The organism is Streptomyces sp. NPDC048185 (assembly GCF_043202495.1).
In the GTDB taxonomy this organism is placed as follows: domain Bacteria; phylum Actinomycetota; class Actinomycetes; order Streptomycetales; family Streptomycetaceae; genus Streptomyces.
In genome coordinates, this window is the sequence record NZ_JBIDAN010000004.1 from 410,576 (window position 1) to 436,057 (window position 25,482).

Sequence of the window (25,482 nt, forward strand, 5' to 3'; positions counted from 1 at the left end):
GGTGCGGCGGGACTTTGCCCGCGCAGGGCGTTATACGTATGTGTGGTTCGGCCCGGTTCAGCGGGCGAACTTGTCGGCGCCCAGCTGGCTCCGATACGTCTCCGTCATGAAGCACGTGACCACGACGAGCGCGAGGAGTGCGCCGGCGGCGAGGTAGGCCCACACGGCGTAGATGGTGCCGAAGGTGTTCACGAGCAGGGCCGCCACGAACGGTGTGATGCCCATGAAGACGGAGAAGGAGCTGTTGTAGGCGATGGCGCTCGCGCTGAAGCGGGTCCGCGTGGCGAAGAGTTCTGCCGCGCAGACCGTGACGATGCCGGTGAGGAAGAACTCGGGGACGATGTAGATGAGCTGGCTCGCGACGGCCGCGGCGAAGGTGCCCTCCTCGCCGACCCGGAAGGCCAGCGGGACGAGGACGAGGCAGGCGACGGCACCGGCGATCAGCATGGGCTTGCGGCCGATGCGGTCGGAGAGGATGCCGGCCAGCGGCAGCATCGGGATCAGCACCGCGACGGAGATCGCGTTGGAGGCCAGCCCCATCCAGCGGGGCAGGCCGAGCGTGCCGCTCAGGTACTCCGGATAGAAGGTGACCCAGGTGTAGGACAGGATCGCCAGCATGACCGACACCCCGCAGAAGACGAGGATCGGGCGCCACTGCGAGCGCAGCGCCTCACGGATCGGCGCCTTCACCACGTCGGCGCCGCCCTCGGTCGCGCGGACGAACTCCGGGGTCTCCCCGATGTGCCGGCGCAGCCACATCCCGACGAGACTCAGCGGCAGCGCCAGGACGAACGGGATGCGCCAGCCCCACGACTCCAGGTCGGGCCCCTGGAACACCCAGCTGGTCAGCGCGGCGGTGCCCGCCCCCGCGAGGATCCCGACGAAGCAGCTGTTCGAGGCGTACGAGGTGTAGTGGGCGCGGCGCTTCGGCTCCGCCCACTCCACGACGAACGCCACCGCGCCGACGTACTCGCCGCCCGAGACCATGCCCTGCACGACGCGCAGCAGCAGCAGGAGCAGCGGGGCGAGGGCGCCGACCGCCTGGTAGGTGGGCAGCACCCCGATCAGCGCGGTCGTCACACCCATGAAGACGATGGTGTAGAGCAGCGCCTTCTTGCGGCCCACGCGGTCGCCCCAGCGGCCCACCAGCGTTCCGCCCAGGGGGCGGAACAGGCAGGCGATGGCGACGATCGCGTAGGTACTGATGACCGCGACGCCCTCGTCGCTCGCGGGGAAGAACGACGAGGCCATGATGGGAGCCATGTAGCCGTAGAGGCCGTAGTCGAACTGTTCTACGAAGTTACCGATGCTTCCTGCGCCGATGGCGCGGCGTATCGCCTTCCGCTTCTGCGCGGCGTCCTCAAGGGCGCCGACGGGTGCGGTGGTTGGCGCTGCAGCGGACATGGCTTCTCCGATCGCGCGGATGAATGGGTGAGCGTGGATGCATACGTATGAATGCTGCGACTGCGGTGAACGTTAGGGAGCGTCCGGGGTGGCGTCAAGAGGTGTGCGGGCGGCCGGAGCGGGAGGTTCCGCGGCCGGCCCGCCTGCCGTCGGAGGCACGAGGGAGCGGAAGGCGTCCATCAGGACGGCGGCCATGTTGAACAGGACCAGCTGTGCGCCCGCTTCCTCGGCCTTCCGGGCCGCCGCCGTCGACGGCACGATGGTCATCACCGACCGCCCCGCCGCACGCGCGGCCCGATGGGCGGCCTCGGTGAGCGAGTCGACCACGTCCCGGCCGGGGAACCCGCGGTCGGCCGCGAGGTCGGACGGTCCCACCAGGACGGCGTCCACGCCCTTCGTCGCGGCGATCTCCCCGGCCGCGGCACAGGCACGCTCCGTCTCGATCATCACCACGACCAGGGTGTCCTCGCCCGCCGCCAGATGCTGCCGGGCCGTCACGGTGCCGAACCGGCCCGCTCTGCTGTACGTGGCGAAGCCGCGCCGCCCCAGCGGCGGATAGTGGTCCGCCGCGACGGCCCGCCGGGCGTCCTCGGCACTGTCGACATGAGGGTGGATGACGCCCGCCGCCCCCAGGTCCAGACAGCGCAGGGCCAGGGCCGGTTCCGCCGTGCCCACGCGCACCAGGACCTCGACGCCCTGGGCCGCCGCGGCCGTCAGATGGTGCTGGAGCGCGGTCGTGTCGGCCGGCCCGTGCTCGCAGTCCAGGACCACGTAGTCGAGGCCCGCGACCCCCGCCATCTCCACGAGCGTCTCCGAAGGAAGCCGCAGCAGGGCGCCGTACAGCCGTTCCCCGGCCGCGAGCCGCCGCTTGAGCGACGGGCGCCTGGGCGCGGGAGCCGTCATCGGGCCACCATCCCGGCCGACAGGTCGATGTCCGCCCCGCACAGCCCCGGCATCCGCAGCATCGCGGTCACGGCCGAGCCGACCTCCTCCTCGGTGACCATCCGCCCGAGTGCCGCCCGGGACACGAACGCGGCCTCCGCCTCGTCCCGGCTGCTGCCGGTGCGCTCGGCCTCCAGGCGGAAGTTGCGCTCCATGCGCGGGCCCGAGACCGGGCCCGGGGACAGGGAGTTGACCGTCACCCCGAGCGGACCGACCTCACCGGCGAGCGTCGTCGTCAGCCCGATGACGGCCATCTTCGAGGCGCAGTACGGCGTGCGCCGCAGCAGGGGCCGCTTGCCGGACACGGAGGCGACGTTGACGACGTCACCGGCCCCGCGCCGGGTCATCGGGGGCAGGAAGGCGCGGCACATGAGGAACATGCCGCGCACGTTCACGGCGAAGACCTCGTCCCACTCCTCGGGCGTGACGTCCGTCAGCGGTGCGACCGGCCCGGCGATCCCCGCGTTGTTGACCAGGACGGAGATCTCCTCGTCCGCGAGCTCGTCGGCGAGCGCCTGCACGTCACCGGGCCTGGAGACGTCGCAGACCCGGTAGCCGGCGCCGGGGCCGAGGCGCGCGGCCGTCTCCTTCAGGGTGCGCTCGGTGCGGCCCGTGATCACCACACGGGCCCCTTCGGACAGCAGGGACCGGGCGATGGCACTGCCCAGGCCGTTGCCGCCCCCGCTCACCAGCGCGGTGCGGCCCGCGAGCGGGGTCTTCGTGCCGGTCACGCGCCCGCCTCCTCGTTCCACGGCAGCACGGCGTCGCCGTACTTGGCCGCGCGCACATCACCCGAGCGCGCGTGCCCCTCGAAGAGTTCGACGCGTGCGGCGCGCCCGCACACCTCACCGAGCAGCGCGGAGGAGGACGTGTCGGTGACCTCCTGGTACGTCACCGTCTTGAGGTACTTGCCGACCCACAGACCACCCGTGTAGCGGGCCGCGCCACGGGTGGGCAGGACGTGATTGGTGCCGATGACCTTGTCGCCGTACGACACGCACGTACCCTCGCCGAGGAACAGCGCCCCGTAGTCGTGCATCCGGTCCAGCGCCTGGCGCGGGTTCTCGGTCAGGACCTCCACGTGCTCGCTGGCGTAGGAGTCGGCGACGGCGAACGCCTCGTCGAGCGAGTCCGCCACCACGATCTCGCCGTGGTCGCGCCAGGCCGGGCCGGCGAAGTCCTTCGTGGGCATCCCGGGGAGGAGGCGTTCGACGTGCCGCTCGACCTCGCGTCCCAGCTCCTCGGAGGTGGTGACGAGGACGGCGGGGGAGTCGGGCCCGTGCTCGGCCTGCGACAGCAGGTCCACGGCCACCACGAAGGGGTCGGCGTGCTCGTCGGCGACGACCAGGATCTCCGTGGGACCGGCGAACAGGTCGATGCCGACCTCGCCGAACAGCTGCCGCTTGGCCTCGGCGACGTAGGCGTTGCCCGGCCCCGCGATCAGCGGCACCCGGCCGATGGTCTCCGTGCCGACGGCGAGCGCCGCGACGGCCTGGACCCCGCCCAGCAGGTAGATCTCGTCGGCACCCGCGAGGTGCATGGCGGCGACGGTCGCGGCCGGGATCTCGCCCCGGATCGGCGGGGTGCAGGCGGCCACCCGGGAGACCCCGGCCACCTTCGCCGTGACGATCGTCATGTGGGCGGAGGCGGTCAGCGGGTAGCGGCCGCCGGGCACGTACGCGCCCGCGCCGGAGACCGGCACGTGGCGGTGACCGAGACGCACACCCGGCAGCGTCTCGATCTCGATGTCGGTCATCGAGTCGCGCTGCGCCTGGGCGAACGTGCGTACCTGCTGCTGCACGAAGCGGATGTCGTCCAGGACCGTCCCGGGCACGCCGGAGACGATCCGCGCGATGTCGTCCTGGGACAGCCGGAAGGACTCCGGGCTCCAGTCGTCGAACTTCTCCGAGTACTGGCGGACGGCCTCGTCGCCGCGCTCGCGGATGTCGTCGAGGATGGCGGTGACGCGCTCGGCGACGTCGGCGCGGGCGGCACGGACGTGACCGGCCGGAACGGCGGACTTCAGGTGTCGGGGCATGGTGACTCTTCCGTACGGAGGGGGAGGGGGGTCGTGGGGTGACGGAGCGGGGCTCAGCTCACCCGGGGGAGAAGGTGGGGGGTCCGGGCGGCCGTCACGAGGCCGCCGAGGACCGAGGTGAGCGCCTCGGGCCGCTCCCACGGCAGCAGGTGTCCGGCGCCGGGCACCTCGTGCAGCCGGGCGCCCGGGACCGCGCCGGCGATGGCCCGGTGGAAGGCGGGCGGGCACAGGGCGTCCCGCGTGCCGCAGACCACGGCGGTGGGACAGCGGGCGGTGCGCAGCGCGGGGAAGGCGTTCCGGCGGGTGGCCTGGGCGGCGAGCTGGGCGCGTGCGGCGCGCGGGCCCACCGCGCGGGCCATGCGGCGGTAGCGCTCCGCGAGGCGGGCGGGCGCCGGGTCCCGGGCGAACATCCCCGGCAGGGTCTGCTCGATCACCGCGTCGAACCGGCCGTCGCGGGTCGCCTCGTCCAGTGCGCGCCAGGCCGCGTACTGGTCGGGGCGCGGAGCCGCCGCGTTCGTGGAGACCAGACACAGCCCGGCCACGCGTCCGGGGGCGCGGCGCAGCACCTCGAACCCGACGATGGCCCCGAGGCTGAGCCCGACCAGCACGAAGGGGCCGGACGTCGCGGACAGCACGCCGTCGGCCAGCTCCCCGACGGACGCCTCCGCGAGCGCGACATGGTGCACCGGATGCCCGTCCGGGAAGCCGACGTCCGACCACAGGCTCGCGTCGCACAGCATGCCCGGGACGACGACCAGGGGCAGCGGCCCGTCCGGCGCGGCGGGGGAGGGGCCGGGCATCAGCGGCGCGCGGAGCGGGGCAGCAGCGCGTACGGGGCGACGTACCCGTTGTGGTCGATGCCCAGGCCGGCGTCGGCGGCGGCCTTGACGACCTCCTCGTCCCACTCCAGACGGACCCGGCCGTCACCGGAGTTGACCACGAGCAGCTCGCCCCGGTCGTCGCCGGCGTTGCGCAGGGTCCGCCAGGCGTCCTGCGGCACGGAGAGCATGTCGCGCGGGCCCAGCCGCACCGACACCGGGTCCGTGCGGTTGAGGGTGATCTCCCACAGTCCGTCCTTGACGATGAGCGTCTGCGTCTCGTGCTGGCGGTGCAGGGAGACGCCCTGGCCCGGGTCGGCGCGCAGCCAGGCGGCATTGTGGCCGTGCGGGTTGAAGATGCGCGGCTCCTGGTGCGGGTCCTCCGTCATGCCGTACCCGATGACACAGCTCAGGCGCGCGCCCGCGCCGGGCAGGGAGCTGTCGAGGAAGGGGTGCTCGGACCAGACGAGCTCGTCCGCCGCCGCGACCCGGCGCTTCATCTGCTCCGGGCTGTAGCGGCGCAGCCGGTCGATGTGCTCCTGCGCCATCGGCTGCACGAGTTCGGTGCCCTCGGGGATCTCGTCCCCCGCGACGGTGTCGACGAGCTGGTTGTCGGCGGTCAGGTACAGGCCGTGTCCCTCGGCCTCGCGCAGCACGGACGGCCCCCAGATGATGCCGCCGGTGTCGTCCATGCCGAGCACGGTGAACAGCCAGCCGTCGTCCGGCCCGGTGTTGGTGAAGCCGCGGAAGATCCAGGTCGGCACCGACACGACGTCCCCGGCGCGCAGCGGCAGCTCGCCCTCGGTGCCGTCGGCGCCCCAGCGCAGCAGGTACTCGCCCTCGGTGCAGACGAACACCTCGGCCGTGTAGTGCAGGTGGAGGTTGTTGGTGATGCCGTGGGGCATGGCCGCGGCGCCGATGTTGTACCCGTGGGGGAGCCGCAGGTTGACGAACTGGCCGGCCGCCTGCGACACCCCCGGTCCGATCATCGCGTAGTTCTCCTTGCGGTCCGAGCCCGGCGTACGGCAGTCGATGAACGCCTGGTTGCAGGAGACGAAGTCACTGCGGCGGATCGTGCGCCGGTCGAGTTCCGCGGGGGTGACGACGGCATCGGGCATGACGGCTCCTCTGGTCGATCGAGTCGTGAATACGTATGCATTTCCATGACAGGGGGTGTCGCCGGCAATGTCAAGGGGTGCGCCGCAAAAGTCGAGTGGGCCGCTCCGCGGGACGTGACGGAGGGCGCGCGCACACGACCCGTTCGAGGTCGCGGACCGATACATACGTATCCTGGAGCGGAGGGTGCCAGGTCGGCGCGCGGCGGGCGGCGAGAAGAGGGGTCGATGGGGATCACGAGTCACGACGTGGCGAAACTGGCGGGCGTGTCCCAGCCGACGGTGTCCCGCGCCCTGCGGGACGACCCCAGGGTGTCGCCGGCCACGCGGGAGAAGGTCAGGGAGGCGGCACGGGCGCTCAACTACGTGCCGAGCGAAGTGGGCCGCTCGCTGTCCACCCGCTCCACGCGGCGGATCGGCGTCATCGTGACCGACCTGACGAACCCCTTCTACCCCCACGTCGTCGCGCCCCTGCACGACGAACTCGGGCGTCTGGGTTACCGGATGATGCTCCTGACCGAGCGGTCCGACGAGGCGGTCGCCCAGGAGAACCTGCTCGACCAGTCGCTCGACGGCGTCGTCCTCGCGACGGCCACCACGGACTCCCGTCTCCCCGCCCTGCTGGACCGTCGCGACGTCCCGTACGTCTTCCTCAACCGCGACACCGGCCGGGCCGGCGACTACGCCTCCGTCGTGGACAACGAGGGCGGCGGCCGCCTCGTCGCCCGCGAGCTCGCCGCGCTCGGGCACCGTCGCATCGCCGGCGTCTTCGGCGCGGCCAACACCACCACGGGCCGGGAACGGGAGCTCGGCTTCCGCCTGGCCCTCGCCGACGAGGGCATCGGCCTGCCCGAGGACCGGGTGGTGCGGGGCCCCTTCGAGTACGAGACCGGCTACGAGGCCCTGCCCTTCCTGCTGGGCGCGTCGCAACGGCCCACCGCGGTGTTCTGCGGCAACGACGTGGTCGCCGTCGGCGTCCTCAACGCCGCCCGCGCCGCCGGCCTGTCCGTACCCGCGGACCTCACCGTCATCGGCTTCGACGACCTTCCCATGGCCTCCTGGGAGGTGCTCCGCCTGACCACGGTGCGCCACGACCTGCCGGAGCTGGCCCGTCAGGCGGCGCGCCTGCTGGTGCGCCGGATCACGGGCCGGGCGGACCCGGCGGGGGAGCGCCTGGTCCTGCCGACGGAGTTCGTGCCGAGGGGGACGCACGCGCCGCCGGCGTGAGCCGTCAGCGCCGCACGGCTCACCGCCGCACGGCATCGGCCGGCGAGGGTGCCGGGGACGGCCCGGCGTCGTCGCGCGACCGGGCCGGCGGCCGCGCACGCCCGAGCCGCCGTTGGCGCAGCACCCCGACTCCGACGAGCACGGCGGCGAGTCCGAGCGACAGCCACAGTTCGAGCCGGTGCTCCGGGAGCACCGCCATAAGGACCAGGACGCCCGCGATGAAGGCGATGGTCGCGACGGTCAGGTACGGGAACCCCCACATCCGCACGTCGGACGGCCGGGGCCCCGTACGCCGGGTCGCGTACTGCGTGACCGCGATGACCAGGTACATCATCAGGGCGATCGCGCCGCTGGAGGCGATCAGGTAGCCGAACACCTTCGGCAGCGCGTAGTTGGCGATCACGGCGGCGACGCCGATGACCGTCGACGCGGCGACCGCGAACCGCGGCACGCCCGACGAGGAGGTGGCCGCGAACGCAGCCGGCGCGTCGCCGCGCCGGGCCAGCGAGAAGGCCATGCGCGACGCGGTGTAGATCGCCGAGTTCAGGCAGCTGCTGACGGCGACGACGAGGACGACGTCCATGATGCGCCCGGCGCCCGGGATGTTCATGCGGTCGAGCACCGCCTGGTACGAGCCGTCGGCGAGCGCGTCGGAGTCCCACGGCACGAGGCTCACGACGAAGAAGATCGACCCGAGGTAGAAGAGACCGAGCCGCCAGACCACGGCGCGCACGGCCTTCTTGATGTTCTTCCGCGGTTCCTCGGACTCCGCGGCGGCGATCGTGACGATCTCGCTGCCCTGGAAACCGAACATCGCCGTGAGCAGTCCGGCGAGCACGGCCGCCCAGCCCCGCGGCGCGAACCCGCCGTCGCTCCAGAGGTGGCCGACTCCCCGGGCGTCGCTGCCCGGCAGCAGCCCGAGCACCGCGAGCGCGCCGAGGACGAGGAACGCCACGATGGCGATGACCTTGAGCAGGGCGAACCAGTACTCGAACTCGCCGTAGTTGCGTACGGCGAGAAGGTTGCTCCCGGCCAGGAGGGCGATCAGTACCAGGGCCGGTATCCAGCTGGGCACCGCGACGAACCCGCCGATGACCCGGCCGGCGGCGATGGCCTCGATGGGGATGACGAGGACGTAGAACCACCAGTACAGCCAGCCGACGGAGAAGCCCGCCCAGCGGCCCAGGGCGCGGTCGGCGTAGGTCGAGAACGAGCCGGTGTCGGGGTGGGCGACCGCCATCTCCCCGAGCATCTGCATCACCAGGACGACCAGGGCGGCCGCCAGGAGGAACGAGACCAGCACGGCGGGTCCGGCCGCCGCGACGGCGGTGGAGGAGCCGACGAAGAGTCCGGCTCCGATCACGCCGCCGATGGAGATCATGGTGATCTGGCGGCCCTTGAGGCCGGGCGTGAGGGCGGCGTCGTGCGCGCCGGGCGGGGAGGTGGACGGAGGGGGTCGGTGCATGGGAGACCTCGGGGACGTGGAGGGGAGGAGCGGAGTCCCGGCCGGAGGGGGTGGGCCGTCGCGCTGTACGGCGCCCGGAGCGTCCGCGCCGTGGCACGGGCGCTCCGGGCGTGATGCGGTGTCGTCCGCGCGGCCGGTGTCCTACCGGTGACCGGTCACAGCTGCTCGCGCAGCGGTGCGGGAACGGAGTCGAACGCCGAGGACGTACGGCCGATCCGGTCGATGCGCAGCGTGGCCGTCGCCCCGTGGGCGGCGAGTCCCTCGAAGGCGGAGATGCGCTCGACGGCGGGCGCCAGCGCGGCGGTGCCCTCCTCGGTCGCCCTCTGGTAGGTGAGGGGCTTGAGGAAGCGGGAGACCGACAGGCCCGCGTTGTAGCGGGCGGTCTTGCCGGTCGGCAGCACGTGGTTCGTGCCCGCGATGCCCTTGTCGGAGTACGCCACCGTGGACCAGGGGCCGATGAACAGCGAACCGTAGTTGGTGAGGCTGCGCAGGTAGAAGTCGTCGTCCTCGGTGTGGACCTCCAGGTGCTCCGGGCCCAGGACGTCGGCGACGGCGACCGCGTCGTCCGCGTCCCGCACCACGATCACGGAGCCGAAGTCCCGCCAGGCCGCTCCGGCGATGTCGCGCGTCGTCAGCTTCTCCAGCTGGCGCTCCACCTCGGCCGCCACCGCCTGGCCCATCGCCTCGGAGGTGGTGATGAGGGCGGCGGGCGAGTTGGGGCCGTGCTCGGCCTGACCGAGCAGGTCGGCCGCCACCCACGCCGGGTCGGCACTGTCGTCGGCGATCACCGCCACCTCCGACGGACCCGCGAGCAGGTCGATGCCGACCCGCCCGAACAGCTGCCGCTTGGCCTCCGTGACGAAGGCGTTGCCCGCGCCGACCAGCATGTCGACCGGTGCCTCGCCGAGCAGGCCGAAGGCCATGGCGCCCAGCGCCTGGACACCGCCGACGGCGAACACCCGGTCCGCCCCCGACAGGTGGGCGCCGTACAGGACGGCGGGGTGGGCGCCGTGCTCGCCGGACGGCGGCGTGCACGCCACGACCATCGGCACACCGGCCGTCTTCGCGACGTTGACGGTCATGAAGGCGCTGGCCAGCAGCGGGAACCGGCCCGCCGGCAGGTACGCGCCGACCCGGGAGACGGGGACGTACCGCTGGCCGCAGTTCACCCCCGGTGCCAGCTCGATCTCGAAATCGGTCAGGTGCTCGCGCTGCGCGGCGGCGAACCGGTGCGTGCGCTCGTACCCCATCTCCAGCGCGGTGCGGACGTCCGGGGGCAGCGCGTCCCCGGACTTCTTCAGCTCGGCCTCACCGATCTCCAGGTCGCCGGACCAGCCGTCCAGTTCCTCGGCGTAGGCGCGGACCGCGTCCAGCCCCTTGCGTTCGATCTCCCGCAGCATCTGCGAGACCCGCTCGACCACCTTGGGGTCGCGCTGGGCGGGGGGACCGTCGACGGCGGGCTTCTTCAGCCACTGGAGAGGGGGGAGGGCCTGTGCTTCATCGTGCGTGATCTGCATGCCCGGGACGCTATGCGGGACCGAGCCACAGGACCAGAGGGGCCTGTCCTGACCGAACCACAGGGAAACCCTGTGGCTCCGTCGAGGGCCGTCACACACCCCTGCTCTGGCGCAGCTCCCGCAGGGTGTCCTCGGCCAGCCGGGCCAGCTCCCGGGTGGCACGCGACAACGGCCGGCCCCGGCGGCGGACGAGCGCGATCGTGTCGTACAGCGGCTCCGCGAAGGACGCCGTGTGCAGCCCGGACGGGAACGTCGGGCTGCCGATGACGGCGCTGCTCGCGATCGTGTCCCCCACACCGACCGCGGCCAGCTTCACCGCGGCCTCGACGTGCTCCAGCTCGATGAGCGGATCGATCCGGACGCCGGCCAGCTGGGCCCGCTCGGCGAGCTGCCGCCGCGTCGGGTCCTGCCACCCGTAGTGCGCGTCGTACAGCACCAGGGGCGCGCGGGAGAACGCCTCGATGGTCACGGGTTCGCGGGTGCGCTCCCTGTCGGCGCTGACGTACAGGACCTCGTCGCGCAGCAGCGGCGTGACCGACAGCACCTCGTCGTCGATCGGCAGGACGACGAGCCCCGCCTCTATGCGCCCGGCCGCCACGGCGGCGGCGGTCTCCGCCGAGTTCTGGCCGACGAGCCGGACCCGGACCCTCGGGTAGCGGGCGTGGAACATCTGGACCAGGTCCGCCAGGAGGTAGTAGTCGGCGTTGCGCAGGACTCCGAACGTCGCCGTGCCGCCGCCCAGCGAACCCAGCGAATGCACGGCACGGATCCCGCCGTCCGCCGCGGCCAGCGCTTCCTGCGCGTACGGCAGCAGCTCCTGCCCGGCGGTGGTGAGGGCGAGCGTGCGGCTCCCGCGGACGAACAGCTCGGCGTCCAGCTCCGCCTCCAGGCGGCGGACCAGCTCGGAGGCGGAGGCCTGGGCGATGTCCATGGCCCTGGCCGCGGCCGTGAACGAGCCGAGCCGCTCGGCCTCGACGAACGCCCTGAGCTGGTTGAGGGTCATGCCGCCCGCCCTGCGGTGGCGGCGGACGGAGCGGGTGAGGACCAGGTCGATGGCATGCCGGAACCCTAACGGGGCGGACGGCTCACCCGGGCCGGCCGACGCCACAGGTTTCTCCTGTGCCTTCCGCAGGGGATGCCCGCCTTGTCCCGCGCATCGTGGAGTGGTTGGCTTCCGCCGGTCCCCCTGTACGCCGCCGCCCGCGGAAGGTGCCTTCTCCCATGCCCACCCCCTTGCCGCTCGGACTGGTGCAGGCGGCCGCCTTCCACCACGCCGACGACAGTCTCGGCCTGTTCGCCGACCAGGTGCACCGCCTCGCCCGCACCTACCCGGCCGTCCGGCTGTTCGTCTTCCCGGAACTGCACGTGTGCGGGCACCGGCCGGACGAGGATCCCGAGCAGGTCATGAACGCAGCGGCGCAGGAACTCGACGGCCCGAGGGGCACGGCGCTGGCCGCCCTCGCCCGCGAACTCGGAGTGTGGCTCGTCCCCGGCACCGTGTACGAACGCGGCGAGGACGGGCGGATCCACAACACGGCGCCGGTCTACTCGCCCGACGGCAGGCGGGTCGCCGAGTACCGCAAGATCTTCCCCTGGCGTCCGTACGAGACCACCGCGGCCGGCGACCGCTTCGTCGTCTTCGACATGGAGGACCACGGGCGTGTGGGCCTGTCCATCTGCTACGACGCGTGGTTCCCGGAGACCACGCGGCACCTGGCCTGGCAGGGCGCCGACCTCGTGCTGAACCTCGTGCGCACCCCGACCGTCGACCGTGCCCAGGAACTCGTCCTCGCCCGCGCGAACGCGATCGTCAACCAGGTCTTCATGGCCAGCGTGAACGCGGCGCCCCCGGACGGCATCGGCCGCAGCGCCGTGGTGGACCCCGAAGGCCGGGTACGCGCCGAGGCGGGGCCCGAACCGGAGATCGTCGTCACGGACGTCCTCGACCTCGCCGGGGCCCGCCGGGTCCGCCGGCACGGCACCGCGGGACTCACCCGCGTCTGGGCCCCCTTCACGGAGGACCAGCAGCCCATCGAGCTCCCCCTGTACGGGGGCCGGATCGACCCGGCACGGTGGCACCGCGGACTGCCGCCCGCCTGACCGGCCGGGGCCCGCACGTCCCCGGAGGTCACCCGGACGGCCCACGCGGCGTCGAGCGTGCCCGGGCGTGGTCGGCCTCGGCCGCGCGCCGGAGGAACGAACGGTGCCATAGTGATACATGTCCCCCGCGGACTCATCCTCTGGAGCCGGAGCTGGAGCGGTCGATGTTCCGCAAGCGTCCTGCACACGACGGCGACGAGCTGCTGGCCAGGCTCGGATCGCTCACCGCACAGGCGCGCGAGCTCGCGGAGCTGCAGCGGTCCCGGGTGGAGCTGGCCATCGCCCTGCAGCGCGGCATGCTCCCGGGCGACATGCCCGACGTCCCCGGCTTCCATCTCGCCGCCCGGTACTCGCCCGCCTACGCCGGGCTGAACGTCGGCGGCGACTGGTACGACGCCTTCACGCTGCCCGACGGCCGGATAGGCCTGTCCGTCGGGGACGTGCAGGGCCACACCATCGACGCGGCGGCCTTCATGGGACAGATCCGGGTCGGCCTTCGGGCGCTCGCCTCCGTCACCAGCGAGCCCGGCGAACTCCTCGCCCGGACCAACGACCTGCTCCTGACCCTGGGCACCGACCTCTTCGCCACCTGCACCTTCATGCGGTTCGACCCCGGCACCGGCACCCTGGAGAGCGCGCGGGCCGGACACATCCCCTGCGTGTGGGCCACGGCGGACGGGAAGTCCGGCGTCTCCGAGGACGAGGGGGGCCCGCCGCTCGGTGTCCTGGCGGGCACGGAGTACCCGGTGACCCGCTACCGGCTCACCACCGGCGGCGTCTTCCTCCTGCTGACCGACGGTGTCGTGGAAGGCCCCTCACTGCCCGTGGACGAGGGGCTCGAACGGGTCGTGCGGCTCGCCGGCGTCGCGGCCGTCGCGGGCATGGAGGCGACCTCGCTGGCCGCCGCCGTGATCAAGAACGCGACGCTGGTCGGGCACGAGGACGACGCGGCCGTGCTCGTCGTCGGCCACGACGGGCGCGCCGGTCGGCCGTAGAGCCGCGGGGCAGCGCGCCGCTCGCCTCGCCGACGGGGCGGCGCCGGTGTCTGATGGCTGCTGTGGTGGGTATCGCTGGGTGGCCGCGCCCGCTCGTCCGGGCCCTGGAGACACTGCTCGTCGCCGGCTGCTACTACGCGGCGGGCCGGCTCGGGCTGCTGCGTCACCTGGTCGTGGAAGGCGCGGTCGTCGCCCCCATGTGGCCGCCCACCGGCGTCGCGGTGGCCTGCCTGCTCGTCCTCGGGTTGCGCTGCGTGCCCGGCATCGTCCTCGGCGCCCTCCTCGTCGTCATGTCCATCTCGCCGCTGCGGCCCTCGGTGCTCGGCATCCTGGCCGGCAACACCGCCGCCCCGGTCTGCGCGTACCTGCTGCTGCGCGCGGTGGACTTCCGGACGGACCTGAGCCGCCTGCGCGACGGCCTGGCGCTGGTGTTCCTCGGTGCGCTGACCGCCATGCTGATCAGCGCCGGGGCCGGTGCGGGCATGGCTGTCCTCACCGGCGACCTCGCCACGGACCGCTTCTGGCCCGTCTGGCTGGCCTGGTGGGCGGGCGACGCGATGGGCGTCGTCCTCGTCACTCCGCTGCTCCTGCTGCTGTACCGGGTCCACCGGCCGCCCCCGCGCTCCCGGTGGGGGGAGGCCGTGACCATGATCCTGGTGATCGGCGTCCTGGTCCCGCCGATCACCCTCAGCCCGGTCAGCGTGCAGTTCCTGGTCTTCCCCCTGCTGATCTGGGCCGCACTGCGCTTCCAGCTCGCGGGCAGCCTGCCGTGCGCGCTCTTCGCCTCCGTGACGTCCACCGTCGCCGCCACGGACGGGTCCGGCTCCTTCACGGGGCTGACCGACATCGAGGTGATGATGAAGCTCCAGGCCTTCAACGGGGCCATGGGCCTGACCGCCCTCCTGCTGTCGGCGGTGATCATCGAACAGCGCAACACCCGGCGTTCGGTGGAACGGGCCTGTCAGGAGCTCGTCGAGGCCTTGCAGCACCTGTCCGCGGGGGAGTCCGCGCGCAAACGGCCACTCGGGGAGGAGGACCGCTGAACGGCCGTCCCCCGGCACCCCGGGCTGTGCTCACCGGCGGTGTCCGGGTGCGCGCGGCCGTCGTCCGGCCCACCCTGGGAGCATGCCCGGTGACCCTGCCATCGTCGTCTACCCGCCCGCCCAGGACGGCGGCCGGCGCGTCCGCCTCGACGACGCCTTCATCGGCCTGGCCTACACGCTCGTCGACATCGCGGAGTTCCTGCGCCGGGCCGGCCTGGAGGACGTGGAGGCCTCGGACGTCGAGGCCGCGCGGTGGATCGAGTGGCGCGGCGGCGGGCCGCACCACTGGACGGCGTGACGGAACGCGGGCCGGCCGCCCGGCGGCCGGTCGCCCCGCGGGCGTCAGGCGGGCTGCGGGGTGAAGGGGAACATGGCGTCACCGTCCGGCTGGACCACGCCGTAACTGCTCTCGGGCACCTTGTTCCAGACCCCCGGCAGATCACCCAGCGGCTCCGACACGATCAGACGGGTGTCGTCGGACGCCTCCCGCAGGAACGGCAGGTCGGGATGGAGCGCGCGCAGGCTCTCCACGGCCGAGCTGTAGAAGAGCGACCGCGTCTCCTGCCGGCTGGAGTAGCGGAAGGCCCACAGCCGCCGTCCCTCGGTCACGGCGACCGTCATCTGCAGCGGGTACTCCACGTGGTGCTCGCGCCCGATCTCCTCCACCAGTCCGGCCATCCGCGCCACGGCCCCCGGCGGATCGTCCTCCAGACCGAGAGTGAGGGCCAGGTAGAACATCATCTCCGAGTCCGTCGACCCCTCCATGTCGGAGAACAGCCGCGGATCGACGGCCAGGGCCAGGTCACGCCGCAGCCGGGGGAATTCGGCGATCGCGCCGTTGTGCATCCACATCCAGCGGCCGTGGCGGAACGGATGGCAGTTGGTCTGCTGCACCGGGCTCCCCGTGGACGCCCGGATGTGCGCGAAGAACAGCGACGACCGGACGTGGCCGGCGATCTCCCGCAGATTGCGGTTGCTCCACGCCGGGCCGATCTCCCGGACGATCGCGGGCGTCGTCATCTCCGGCCCGAACCATCCGACGCCGAACCCGTCCCCGTTGGTCGTCTCGACGCCCATACGGGCATGCAGACTCTGGTCGATCAGGGAGTGCTCGGGCTTGTAGAGGATGGTCTCCAGCAGCACCGGAGTACCCGAGTAGGCGAGCCATCGGCACATCGTCTGCCGCCTCCATGGTCTCGGGGCACGTGCCGCGAGGGGCGCCGCGCGTCAGTCGACCGGCCAGGTGTGGACCGGGGCGTTCAGATGCATGTAGTCCATGTACTGCCGGGTCATCCGCCGCAGGGCCTCGTGCCGGCCGACGTGGGTGGAGTCGTCGATGTGATGGAACGCCTCCTTCTGCCAGACCGCGCCGTTGCGCCCCGTGACGCACCGCTGCTCGATGATGCCGAGCAGCGGTTCCCGCCAGGCCGCGTCCATGCCGGACAGCTCCAGCCCCCGGTGCGCCAGCGGCAGCAGCCGGCGCAGCACCAGTTCGGGCACGGGCACCTCGCCCATGCCCGGCCAGTACAGCAGGGCCTCGATGCCGTGCCGGGCCGCGGTGTGCAGATTGTCCTCGGCGACCGAGAACGACATCCGCGACCACACCGGCCGGTCCTCCTCCACCAGGGCGCGGGTGAGCCCGTAGTAGAAGGCGCCGTTGGCGAGGGTGTCGGCGACCGTCGGCCCGGCGGGCAGCACCCGGTTCTCCACCCGGACGTGCGGCTTGTCGTGGGCGACGGCGTAGACCGGGCGGTTCCAGCGGTAGATCGTGCCGTTGTGGAGGGTGAGTTCGCCCAGCTCGGGGATGTCACCGCGGTCCAGCGTCTCCGCCGGGTCCTGCTCCTCGCACAGGGGCAGCAGCGCGGGGAAGTAGCGCAGGTTCTCCTCGAACAGGTCGAAGACGCTGTTGATCCACCGTTCGCCGAACCACACCCGCGGCCGCACGCCCTGCGCCTTGATCTCCTGCGGCCGGGTGTCGGTCGCCTGCTCGAACAGCGGGATGCGGCTCTCGTGCCACAGCTCCTTGCCGAGCAGGAAGGGCGAGTTCGCCGCGAGCGCGACCTGCACGCCGGCGATCGCCTGCGCTGCGTTCCAGTAGGGGGCGAACTGCTCGGGGGACACCTGGAGGTGGAACTGGGTGCTCGTGCACGCGGCCTCCGGGGTGATCGTGTCCGCGTAGGTCCGCAGCCGGTCGACGCCGTCCACCTCGATGTGCAGGTCCTCGCCCCGGGCCGCGAACACCTGGTCGTTGAGCATCCGGTAGCGCGGATTCTCCGACAGCGCGGCCTCGCCGACGTCCGACTGCCGCAGCGTGGGCAGGATGCCGATCATGATCAGATGCGCGCCGACGGACGTCGCCCGGTCCTCCGCGTGGTTCAGGGCGCCGCGGATCTCGGTCTCCCAGGAGTCGGGGCCGCCCGCCGTGAGCCGGCGGGGCGGGATGTTGATCTCCAGGTTGAACCGGCCCAGCTCGGTGGACCAGGCGGGGTCCGCGATGGCCTCCAGTGCGTCACTGTTGCGCATCGCCGGTTCGGCCTCGTCGTCGACCAGGTTGAGCTCGATCTCCAGACCCACCTGGGGCCGCTCGGTCTCGAACCGGGACTCGCGCAGCATCTGCGCGAAGGCCTCCAGGCACTCCTGCATCTTGATCCGGTACCGGCGGCGGTCCTCGCGGGTGAAGACCAGCGCCGGGACGTCACGCCCCATCGGCCCTCCCGGTTCCTCGGACGCCTCTCCACCCAGCGTCGCACCGCCCGCCGCCCCGCACCACGCGGGCGGCGGGCCCGGGGCGCCGGGGAGGCGGCGGGAACGGGACGGCGCCCGCCGCACCGAGTGCGGCGGGCGCCGTGTCCGGCGGGCCTTCGCCCGGCCGGTGCGGGCTCAGAGCTTGCCCGACTCCCGCACCGTGATGGTCGCGGAGGTGCGGCCCGACGGGGAGGAGCCGTAGCCCTCGATCCGGTCCACCACGTCCGTGCCCTCGACGACCTTGCCGAAGACGACGTGCTTGCCGTCCAGCCACGGGGTGGGGACGGTGGTGATGAAGAACTGCGAGCCGTTGGAGTTCGGACCCGCGTTGGCCATCGACAGCAGGTACGGGCCGGTGTGCTTCAGCTGGAAGTTCTCGTCCGCGAACTTCTCGCCGTAAATGCTCTTGCCGCCGGTGCCGTTGCCCTCGGTGAAGTCACCGCCCTGCAGCATGAACTGCGGAATGACCCGGTGGAACGGGGAGCCCTTGTAGCCGAAGCCGTGCTCGCCGGTCGCCAGCTCGATGAAGTTCTTGGCGGTCTTGGGGGTGACGTCCTCGAAGAGCTCGAAGACGATGCGGCCCGCGTCCTTGCCGTCGATGTCGATGTCGAAGAAAACCTGGGAATTGCTCATCCCACCATTGTGACGGGTGTGGTCCGCGGACCGGTAACCGGCTGCCCCTCAACGGGTGGCGAGCAGCAGCAACGTGTCGATCACACGGTTGGAGAAGCCCCACTCGTTGTCGTACCAGGCGACCACCTTGACGTGGCGGCCGTCGACACGGGTGAGCTCCGCGTCGAAGACCGACGAGGCCGGGTTGCCGGTGATGTCGGAGGACACCAGCGGGTCCTCCGAGTACTCGAGGACACCGGCCAGCGGGCCCTCGGCCGCGGCCCGGTAGGCCGCCAGCACGTCCTCGCGCGTCACCTCGCGGGAGACGGTGGTGTTGAGCTCGACGATCGAGCCGACCGGCACCGGCACGCGGATCGAGTCGCCCGACAGCTTGCCGTCGAGGTTCGGCAGCACCAGGCCGATCGCCTTGGCGGCTCCCGTGGTGGTCGGCACGATGTTCACGGCGGCGGCACGGGCGCGGCGGGCGTCGCGGTGCGGACCGTCCTGGAGGTTCTGCTCCTGCGTGTAGGCGTGCACCGTCGTCATGAAGCCGTGCTCGATACCGGCGAGCTCGTCCAGCACCGCGGCCAGCGGCGCGAGCGCGTTGGTCGTGCACGAGGCGTTGGAGACGACGGTGTGCACGTCCGGGTCGTAGGCGTCGGTGTTGACCCCGTACGCGAGCGTCACGTCGGCGCCGTCCGAGGGCGCGCTGACGAGCACCTTCCGGGCGCCCGCGTCGAGGTGGGCGCGGGCGGCCTTGGCCGACGTGAAGCGGCCGGTCGCCTCCAGCACGATGTCCACGCCCAGCTCGGCCCAGGGCAGCCGCGCCGGTTCACGCTCGGCGAGCACCCTGATCCGGCGGCCGTCGACGACCAGGGCGTCCCCGTCGGCGGTCACCGGGCGGCCGAGCCGGCCGGCCGTGGTGTCGTAGGCGAGCAGCCGCGCCAGCGTGGCGGGCTCCGTGAGGTCGTTGACGGCGACGACCTCCAGGTCGCTGCCGCGTTCCAGCAGAGCGCGCAGCACATTGCGTCCGATGCGGCCGAATCCGTTGATGGCGATACGAGTCATGAGAGGTGTCCCTTTCGTCTCGCCACCCAGGTTGGCGCGCGCCGGACGCCCCGGACAGCGGCGCGATCGCCACCGTTCGAAAGGATCCCGCCAGGCGGGCCTACGCTCACGGCGAGGCCGTCACTCGCCCTGGGCGAAGGTCCGCCGGTACTGGGTCGGCGTGGTGCCGAGGATGCGCTGGAAGTGCAGCCGCAGATTCGTGGCGGTGCCCAGACCGACGTCGCCGGCGATCTGCTCGACGCTGCGCTGCGACCGTTCGAGCAGCTCACGCGCCATGTCGATACGGGCGCGCATGACCCACTGCATCGGCGTGTACCCGGTGTCCTCGACGAAGCGCCGGGACAGGGTGCGCGGCGACACCGCCGCGTGCCGGGCGAGCGTCTCCAGGGTGAGGGGCTCACCCAGCCGGTGCAGCGCCCACTCGCGGGTCGCGGCGAACCGCTCGCCGAGCGGCTCGGGCACGCTGCGCGGCACGTACTGCGCCTGGCCGCCGCTGCGGTAGGGCGCCGCCACCAGGCGCCGGGCCGCGTGGTTGGACGCGGCCACCCCGAGGTCGCCGCGCAGGACGTGCAGGCACAGGTCGATGCCGGAGGCGGCGCCGGCCGACGTGAGCACCAGGCCCTCGTCGACGAACAGCACGTTCTCGTCGACCCGCACCAGCGGATGCTTCGCCGCGAGCGCCCGCGTGTAGTGCCAGTGCGTCGTGGCCCGCCGGCCGTCGAGCAGCCCCGTGGCGGCGAGCGCGAAGGCGCCCGTCGAGATGGCCGCGAGCCGCGCCCCCCGGTCGTGGGCGGCGACCAGCGCGTCGACCACGGCCGGCGGAGGGTCCTCACGGTCCGGGAAACGGTAGCCGGGCAGGAAGACGAGGTCGGCCCACGCCAGCGCGTCGAGGCCGTGGGCGACGTGGTACGACAGGCCGTCGCCGCCGGTGACGAGACCGGGCGCCGCGCCGCACACCCGCACCTCGTACGGCATGCTGGCCCGGGTCGTGAACACCTGCGCGGGAATGCCCACGTCGAGGGGCTTGGCACCCTCGAGCACGAGGACGGCGACGCGACGCAGGCGGGGTGCTGGCACGGGGACAGGGTATGCGGGGCACGGTCCCCGCTACGGACCGGCGTGCACCTGGCAGGCCCACAGGCTGGGGGTCTGCGGATACAGGTCGCGCAGCGCGCGCACCGCCGTGTGCAGGGCCCCGGCCGTGCGGGCCACGTCCAGCGCGCCGCCGCCGGTGTGCAGCTCCTCGTACACGTCGCGGGCGACCTCGGCGCCGACGGCGTCCACGACGTGCCACAGGGAGCCCACGACGTGCGGGAAGCCCGCCATCTGCAGGGCGCTGACGATGTGGACGGCCTCGTCGGCGAGCTCCGGACTGCTGCGCAGGGTGTCGCAGGCGGAGAGGTACGCCAGCCGGGCGGACGGCAGCCGGAGCCGGGCGAGATCGCGGACGGTCAGCGGACGCTCGGACGCGTCGTGCAGCACCAGCCGGCTCTCGGACGGGCGTCGCAGATCACCGAGGGCGTGGCAGGCGAAGTGCGCGTGGGCGTGGCGGGGCAGGGCGGAGACGACCGCGGAGCGCGTGGCGGCGGCGTCCGCCAGCACCGCGGCACCGGGGAGCAGCCCCGCCAGGTGCTCCGACTCGCGGCGCGCGCCGGGCAGGGGAGCGGCGCCGGCGGCCTCCGCGACGCCGACCACGAGCGTCGTGGTGCCCGCGGGCCGCGCGACACGCTGCCGGGCGTGGTGCAGGGCCCGCAGCGTCGGTGTGTACGAGGACGTCACCCGGTCGAACGCCCCGGACACGCCGTCGGCCGGGGCCGCCGCGTGCAGCGGCAGCGTCCCGAGGGCGCCGCCGGGCGACCACCACACGCGGGGCCACGGCCCGGCGGGCCGGGCAGGGAGGCCCAGGTGGTCCAGGACCGGCCCGGTGACCGTCCGCCACAGCCAGTCGAGGGTGTCCCGGACGACCTGCTGCGCGCGCCGCGCGTGCTTGCGCGGCGTTCCGGGCGCCTCGATGCGCACGAGTGCCTCCTCGAACGCCTCCCGGTGTGCCGCCGTCGTCCGGGGGTCGAGACCGGGCAGCGGCACGGCGTCGACGGATCGGCCGGTGACGACCAGGGCGTCGCTGCCGTACGGGGAGACGTTGACCAGGACCACCGGGCCCGCGGCGGCCGTCGCCCGCAGCTCGCTCTCGTCCCACTCCCGCACCGGGCGCAGCAGGCCGAGATCCGGATGCTCCGCACGGATGCGCAGCGTGAGCTCCTGCCATTCCGCGGCCAGCCGCTGGCGCCGGTCGGCCCGCGCGTCCGTGGCGCGTGACGGATGCGCCGCGCCGCCCGGGACGCGGTCCGTGACCTCCTCGCTCAACTGCTCCCGGTCCTCGGTCGCCGTGTCGAGGGCCGCCCGGAGTTCCTCGAAGCGGTCGGCCAGCCCGGGCGCCTTCTCCCTGAGCCGGGTGAGGTCGCTGTCCGCGTCGAACGCCTGGGACAGCAGGACGCCCCTGGCCTGCTCGAGGAGCCCCACCGCGAGCCCGGGACGGCCGCAGCGCACCGCACAGGCCGCCGCGGCGGCGCCCAGGCCGGCGGCCTTGCCGAGCAGCAACTCCTGGTCGTCGCGGAGCAGATGGCGCGGCGCGACGGCGTGCAGCAGGTCGACCGCCCGCACGTAGCCGTCCAGGGCCCGGTCCCACGCACCCAGCTCCGCCCAGAGGTCGCCGCAGGCCCGTGCCGCGTTAAGCCGCTGCCAGGGCGGGCACTGCGGCTCCAGGGCGGCCGTGCGGAACACCTCGGCCGCCTCCGCCAGATCGGTGTCGCGGCCCCGGCCGGTGCCCCGGTCCCGCAGGACGACGCCCAGGTTCGTCAGCCGCAGCGCGCGCCGCGCGTGACCGGGCGGGGTGACCTCGACCGCCCGGCGCAGCAGGGCGACCGCCTCGGCCCGGACGCCGGGCGCCACCCGCGAATGCAGGGCCGCCAGGCGGGACTCGGCGGCCACCGTCAGGGCGGGGGGCAGCTCGGGCGAGTCGTCGGGCAGCGCCGCCACGACCGCGTCGGCCAGCCGGTGTGCCTCCCGCGCGTCACCGGCCCGCCACTCCCGGTCGCAGCGGGCCATCAGGGCCATCGCCAGATTGTGGCGCCGGCGCGGCAGGAGGGGATCCTCCGCGGGGGTCAGCGCGAGCGCCTGCCGGAAGAGCCCGACGGCCTCGTCTAGCCGGGCGACCGGGTCGGGGGCACGCTCGAAACCGGTCATCGCGCTGATCCCCGTGGAGCCCAGCAGCGTCGCGCGGTGCGCGCGGCCGAGCCCGGGCAGCCGCCCGGCACGGTCCCGGCACTCCTGTGCCTCGCGCAGGTCCTCGCCGTCGCCGAACAGGCCGTGGCGCAGCCCCAGGGCCATCCCGAGGTTCAGCAGCCGCACGCCGAGCACCTCGTGCCCGTCCGGGGTGAGCGCCACGCCCTCCCGCAGCGCTTCCACGGCCTCGTTCAGCTCCTCCGGGCGGCCGCTGCGCTCATGACTGTCGCTCAGCACGAGTCCGAGATCGCAGAGCGTCACGGGCCGCTCCGGGTGACCCGGCGGCAGCAGCGACTCGGCCCGCCGCAGGAACGCGAGGGCCTGTGCGAGGTCCGCGCCGTTGCCGTCCGGGTCGAGCCGGTAGCGGGCGTGCAGGGCCATCGCGGGCGCGAGCAGTCGCGTCGCGGCGCGGGGCGTCGCCTGTGTGGACACGGCCGCCACGGCGGACAGGTGCGAGATCGCCGCGTCCAGATCGGCCGGATCGCCGCGCAGCGCGTAGCGGCCGCGCAGCGCGTTGCCCAGCGCGGCGCGTACGCCGGTGCGCTGCTCGGGATCCCGCGCCGCGTCCAGGGCTTCGGTGAACACCGCGACCGCCTCGTGCAGATCGTTCGGCCGGCCGGCGCGCTGGTAGCGCAGGACGAGCGCGATACCCAGGTTGAGGCCTGCCGCGGCCGGGCCCTTCGGGTCGCCGGGAGCGGCCCTGCGGAACAGGTCCACCACCTCGTCGCACTCCTCGACGGTGGCGCCGTCCCGGTGCCGCAGCGCGAGCAGCGTGCTGCCCAGGGTGCTCAGGCAGTGGGCCAGGTGCGGGCTCCCGGGCGGGAGTTGGGCCAGCACGTCGCGGGCGATGCCGACCGCGTCGTACAGGTCCTCGGGGTCGTGCTCCCGCTGATAGCGGTCCAGCAGCTGGATGCCCAGGTTGCTCAGGGCCGGGAGCCGGTCGGGGGAGCGGCCGGGGAGGGCCTTCAGGGTGCGGTGGGCGAGGAGCGGTCCGGCGTCCGGACCCGGTTCCCCCTGCTGCTGTCCGCGTTGCTGTCCGCCGAGGGACAGCGCGCGGGTCAGATCGGCGACCCGGGCCCCGTACGCGGGGTCCTCCTCCGGTGTCGCGAGGACGGCGAGGCTCCCCGCGGCGACGGCCGTGGCGAGCAGCACCTCGCGGCCGGGCACCGAGGCGCTCACCCGCTCGGCCAGTGCGTACAGGCGCAGGTCGTCCTGGGTGGCACGGCGCGGCGTCCGGTGCTGCCGGCCCTCGGCGGCGATCAGGGCCGCGGCGCACTGGGCCGACCACTCGGCGACGCCGTCGGCGTCCGCCGGATCGGGAAGGTCGGCGGGGTCGGTGGCGGCGAAACCGGCCGCCAACTGCGGTGGCACGAGCCGCGGATCGGCCACCCACACCGGGAAGAGCAGCGTCCCCGCCATCGCTCCGTGGATGCTGCCCTCGGCACCGCCGGTGGCCGACGCGCGGGCGACGCACAGCCACCCGGCCACGTGCCGGGCCTCCAGGTCCGTCCTCGGGTCCGCGGCCCGCAGCAGCGCCCGCAACTCGGCGTCCGCCTCCGGACCGAACACCACGCCCGGGTCCACCCCGGTCTGCGCGGTGCCGGCCCGCGCGAGGCGCGTGCGGACGGCCCGTACGAGCCGGTCCCTGTCGTCCCTCACCCTGTCGTCCCCCCTGCGGTCGACTCCGACGGCTTGGCGACTCACTCTCCCCTGTGCCCGTCCTGAGGCACACTGTGACCATGACCGTATCGCCCGGCGTTCCCGAACTCGCGCACCGGCAGGCGGCGTTGTGCGCCCTGCTCGGCTCCCGGGAGGAGATGCAGCGGCCCGGCGTCGGGGAGGCGGCCGAGCGCGCGCGGGACCTGTTGCGCGCGGGCGCGGCCGCCGACGAACTCGCCGCCTGCTTCGACGCGCTGGACCACGCCCTGCGCCGGGCGGGGTACGCGGGCGGACTGCTCGTCGCCTCCCGGGGCGTAGCGGTGCCGGGCGTGACCACGCACCTGAAGGTGGCCGTGTGCCCCGCGGCGGCGCGCTGCAGCCGCACGGAGCGGGCCCGCGACCTGCTGCCCGCCCCGCACTGCGCGGTCCACGACGCGCGCATGCACAAGGCGCGCCTGCGCCCCGACCGGTGAACGCGCCCGGACCGCCGACCACATGAACCCGCTTCTCGCCACCCTGGGCGGCAAACTCACCGAACGCTGGCTGAACCTGCTGGTGCTGCCCGGCGCCCTCTTCCTCGCCGTCGCGGCCGTCGGCACCCGACTGGGGCACCGTCACTGGCACGACGTCGACCGGCTGCGCGCCACGCTGGACGACCTCGCAGCACGTCCCGCGCTCGACCGGACCGGCACCGCCGCCCTCCTGGTGGCCTTCGTCCTGCTGACCGCCGCGGCGGCGGCGCTGGCCGCGCAGTTCCTCGGCGGCGCGGTCGAGCGGTACTGGCTTCGAGCCGGCCGCGACCCGCTCTCGCGCGCCCTCACCGCGCGCCGACGGTCCCGGTGGGCCCGGAGGGACGCCGGGCTCGGGGAGGCCGTGGCCCGAGCCACCCCGGCCGGCGGGGGAGAAGGCGGTGCGCTGACGGTCCCGGCGGCCGTGTGGGCACGGATCCAGGACCTCACCGAGGCCCGTGACCGCATCGCGCCGCGCGCGCCCGTGCGGCCCTGCTGGTACGGGGACCGCATGCAGGCGGTGGCGGACCGCGTCGAGGAGGCCTACGGTGCCGACCTCGCGGCGCTGTGGCCCCGGCTGTGGCTGATCCTCCCCGAACCCGCCGTACGGCAGATCCAGTCGTCCCGCGACTCCTTCGGCGCCGCGGGACGGCTCGCGGCCTGGGCGGCCGGCTACGCCCTGCTCGCCTGCTGGTGGTGGCCGGCCGCGCTGCCCGCCGTCGCCTGCGCCGCCGTGTCGCGGGCACGGGCCCGGGCGGCGCTGGAGGCGCTGGCGGAACTCGTCGAGGCCGCCGTCGACGTTCACGGCAGGGAACTGGCCGCCCGGGTCGGCCTGGTGGCCCCGGACTCGACAGGCCCGCTGGCCGCCGCGGCGGGCGACCGGATGTCGGAGCTCTTCCGGAAGGCCGGCTGAGGCCGGCCGGCCCCGTGGCGGCAGCGGCCC

22 protein-coding genes are annotated in these 25,482 nt (G+C 73.7%); 7 read left to right on the forward strand and 15 right to left on the reverse strand.

From position 1 onward, the window contains the following. Positions 1 to 57 precede the first annotated feature (57 nt). The 6 genes from ACGF3H_RS15350 to ACGF3H_RS15375 all read right to left on the reverse strand — a co-directional run bounded on the left by ACGF3H_RS15350 (position 58) and on the right by ACGF3H_RS15375 (position 6,320). On the reverse strand, positions 58 to 1,404 hold the full coding sequence (locus ACGF3H_RS15350; RefSeq protein ID WP_362498589.1) for an MFS transporter: 1,347 nt from the start codon (positions 1,402 to 1,404) through the stop codon (positions 58 to 60). A 72-nt stretch (positions 1,405 to 1,476) separates the two neighbouring features. Continuing rightward, complete coding sequence (locus ACGF3H_RS15355; RefSeq protein ID WP_362498591.1) at positions 1,477 to 2,307, reverse strand: aldolase/citrate lyase family protein; 831 nt, start codon at positions 2,305 to 2,307, stop codon at positions 1,477 to 1,479. Continuing rightward, a complete protein-coding gene (locus tag ACGF3H_RS15360) occupies positions 2,304 to 3,077 on the reverse strand; it encodes an SDR family oxidoreductase (protein WP_362498594.1) in 774 nt (257 codons plus the stop codon). Before ACGF3H_RS15360 ends, ACGF3H_RS15355 begins: the two co-directional genes overlap by 4 nt. Further along, positions 3,074 to 4,384, reverse strand: coding sequence for a histidinol dehydrogenase (gene hisD / locus ACGF3H_RS15365; RefSeq protein WP_362498597.1), 1,311 nt, complete (start codon positions 4,382 to 4,384; stop codon positions 3,074 to 3,076). Before hisD (ACGF3H_RS15365) ends, ACGF3H_RS15360 begins: the two co-directional genes overlap by 4 nt. Before the next feature lie 53 nt (positions 4,385 to 4,437). Further along, positions 4,438 to 5,184 (reverse strand): alpha/beta fold hydrolase, encoded by a 747-nt coding sequence (locus tag ACGF3H_RS15370; protein WP_362498599.1) that lies wholly within the window; start codon positions 5,182 to 5,184, stop codon positions 4,438 to 4,440. Then, complete coding sequence (locus tag ACGF3H_RS15375) at positions 5,184 to 6,320, reverse strand: cupin domain-containing protein (protein ID WP_362498602.1); 1,137 nt, start codon at positions 6,318 to 6,320, stop codon at positions 5,184 to 5,186. The genes ACGF3H_RS15370 and ACGF3H_RS15375 overlap by 1 nt, the downstream gene beginning before the upstream one ends. Before the next feature lie 225 nt (positions 6,321 to 6,545). Here ACGF3H_RS15375 and ACGF3H_RS15380 point away from each other — a divergent pair, with 225 nt between their 5' ends. Next, entirely contained in the window at positions 6,546 to 7,544 is a 999-nt protein-coding gene (locus tag ACGF3H_RS15380) for a LacI family DNA-binding transcriptional regulator (RefSeq protein ID WP_362498605.1), read from the forward strand. 19 nt (positions 7,545 to 7,563) lie between these two features. On the opposite strand, the gene ACGF3H_RS15385 is transcribed toward ACGF3H_RS15380, so the two are convergent. The 3 genes from ACGF3H_RS15385 to ACGF3H_RS15395 form a co-directional block, all read right to left on the reverse strand. Beyond that, on the reverse strand, positions 7,564 to 9,009 hold the full coding sequence (locus ACGF3H_RS15385; RefSeq protein ID WP_362498607.1) for an amino acid permease: 1,446 nt from the start codon (positions 9,007 to 9,009) through the stop codon (positions 7,564 to 7,566). Positions 9,010 to 9,164: 155 nt separating this feature from the next. Beyond that, positions 9,165 to 10,526, reverse strand: coding sequence for a histidinol dehydrogenase (hisD, locus tag ACGF3H_RS15390; RefSeq protein ID WP_362498609.1), 1,362 nt, complete (start codon positions 10,524 to 10,526; stop codon positions 9,165 to 9,167). A 91-nt stretch (positions 10,527 to 10,617) separates the two neighbouring features. Next, on the reverse strand, positions 10,618 to 11,529 hold the full coding sequence (locus ACGF3H_RS15395; RefSeq protein WP_362498612.1) for a LysR family transcriptional regulator: 912 nt from the start codon (positions 11,527 to 11,529) through the stop codon (positions 10,618 to 10,620). Positions 11,530 to 11,747: 218 nt separating this feature from the next. Between ACGF3H_RS15395 and ACGF3H_RS15400 the strand changes: the two genes are divergently transcribed. The 4 genes from ACGF3H_RS15400 (at position 11,748) to ACGF3H_RS15415 (ending at position 14,962) form a co-directional block, all read left to right on the forward strand. Next, complete coding sequence (locus tag ACGF3H_RS15400; RefSeq protein WP_362498615.1) at positions 11,748 to 12,626, forward strand: carbon-nitrogen hydrolase family protein; 879 nt, start codon at positions 11,748 to 11,750, stop codon at positions 12,624 to 12,626. Positions 12,627 to 12,790: 164 nt separating this feature from the next. After that, positions 12,791 to 13,621 carry a PP2C family protein-serine/threonine phosphatase gene (locus ACGF3H_RS15405; protein WP_362498617.1) on the forward strand — a complete coding sequence of 277 codons (831 nt, stop codon included), beginning with the start codon at positions 12,791 to 12,793 and terminating at the stop codon, positions 13,619 to 13,621. Between the two features lie 53 nt (positions 13,622 to 13,674). Then, positions 13,675 to 14,664: an MASE1 domain-containing protein gene (locus tag ACGF3H_RS15410; protein WP_362498619.1), complete on the forward strand. Its 990-nt coding sequence runs from the start codon at positions 13,675 to 13,677 to the stop codon at positions 14,662 to 14,664. 82 nt (positions 14,665 to 14,746) lie between these two features. Next, positions 14,747 to 14,962, forward strand: coding sequence for a hypothetical protein (locus tag ACGF3H_RS15415; protein ID WP_362498622.1), 216 nt, complete (start codon positions 14,747 to 14,749; stop codon positions 14,960 to 14,962). 44 nt (positions 14,963 to 15,006) lie between these two features. Here the strand turns inward: ACGF3H_RS15415 and ACGF3H_RS15420 are convergent, their stop codons facing one another. The 6 genes from ACGF3H_RS15420 to ACGF3H_RS15445 form a co-directional block, all read right to left on the reverse strand. Continuing rightward, positions 15,007 to 15,840: a class II glutamine amidotransferase gene (locus ACGF3H_RS15420; protein ID WP_362498625.1), complete on the reverse strand. Its 834-nt coding sequence runs from the start codon at positions 15,838 to 15,840 to the stop codon at positions 15,007 to 15,009. 51 nt (positions 15,841 to 15,891) lie between these two features. Next, the gene (locus tag ACGF3H_RS15425; protein ID WP_362498628.1) at positions 15,892 to 17,370 is read right to left on the reverse strand and encodes a glutamate-cysteine ligase family protein; all 1,479 of its coding nucleotides are present in this window, start codon (positions 17,368 to 17,370) and stop codon (positions 15,892 to 15,894) included. Positions 17,371 to 17,544: 174 nt separating this feature from the next. Continuing rightward, the gene (locus tag ACGF3H_RS15430; protein WP_362500332.1) at positions 17,545 to 18,042 is read right to left on the reverse strand and encodes a peptidylprolyl isomerase; all 498 of its coding nucleotides are present in this window, start codon (positions 18,040 to 18,042) and stop codon (positions 17,545 to 17,547) included. A 48-nt stretch (positions 18,043 to 18,090) separates the two neighbouring features. Continuing rightward, positions 18,091 to 19,089: a type I glyceraldehyde-3-phosphate dehydrogenase gene (gap, locus tag ACGF3H_RS15435; RefSeq protein WP_362500331.1), complete on the reverse strand. Its 999-nt coding sequence runs from the start codon at positions 19,087 to 19,089 to the stop codon at positions 18,091 to 18,093. A 120-nt stretch (positions 19,090 to 19,209) separates the two neighbouring features. Then, positions 19,210 to 20,166 (reverse strand): helix-turn-helix domain-containing protein, encoded by a 957-nt coding sequence (locus ACGF3H_RS15440; RefSeq protein ID WP_362500330.1) that lies wholly within the window; start codon positions 20,164 to 20,166, stop codon positions 19,210 to 19,212. A gap of 30 nt (positions 20,167 to 20,196) precedes the next feature. Continuing rightward, positions 20,197 to 24,030 carry a CHAT domain-containing protein gene (locus tag ACGF3H_RS15445; protein WP_362500329.1) on the reverse strand — a complete coding sequence of 1,278 codons (3,834 nt, stop codon included), beginning with the start codon at positions 24,028 to 24,030 and terminating at the stop codon, positions 20,197 to 20,199. Positions 24,031 to 24,110: 80 nt separating this feature from the next. Between ACGF3H_RS15445 and ACGF3H_RS15450 the strand changes: the two genes are divergently transcribed. Continuing rightward, a complete protein-coding gene (locus ACGF3H_RS15450; protein ID WP_362500328.1) occupies positions 24,111 to 24,503 on the forward strand; it encodes a hypothetical protein in 393 nt (130 codons plus the stop codon). Between the two features lie 22 nt (positions 24,504 to 24,525). Then, on the forward strand, positions 24,526 to 25,452 hold the full coding sequence (locus ACGF3H_RS15455) for a hypothetical protein (protein WP_362500327.1): 927 nt from the start codon (positions 24,526 to 24,528) through the stop codon (positions 25,450 to 25,452). Positions 25,453 to 25,482 lie beyond the last annotated feature (30 nt).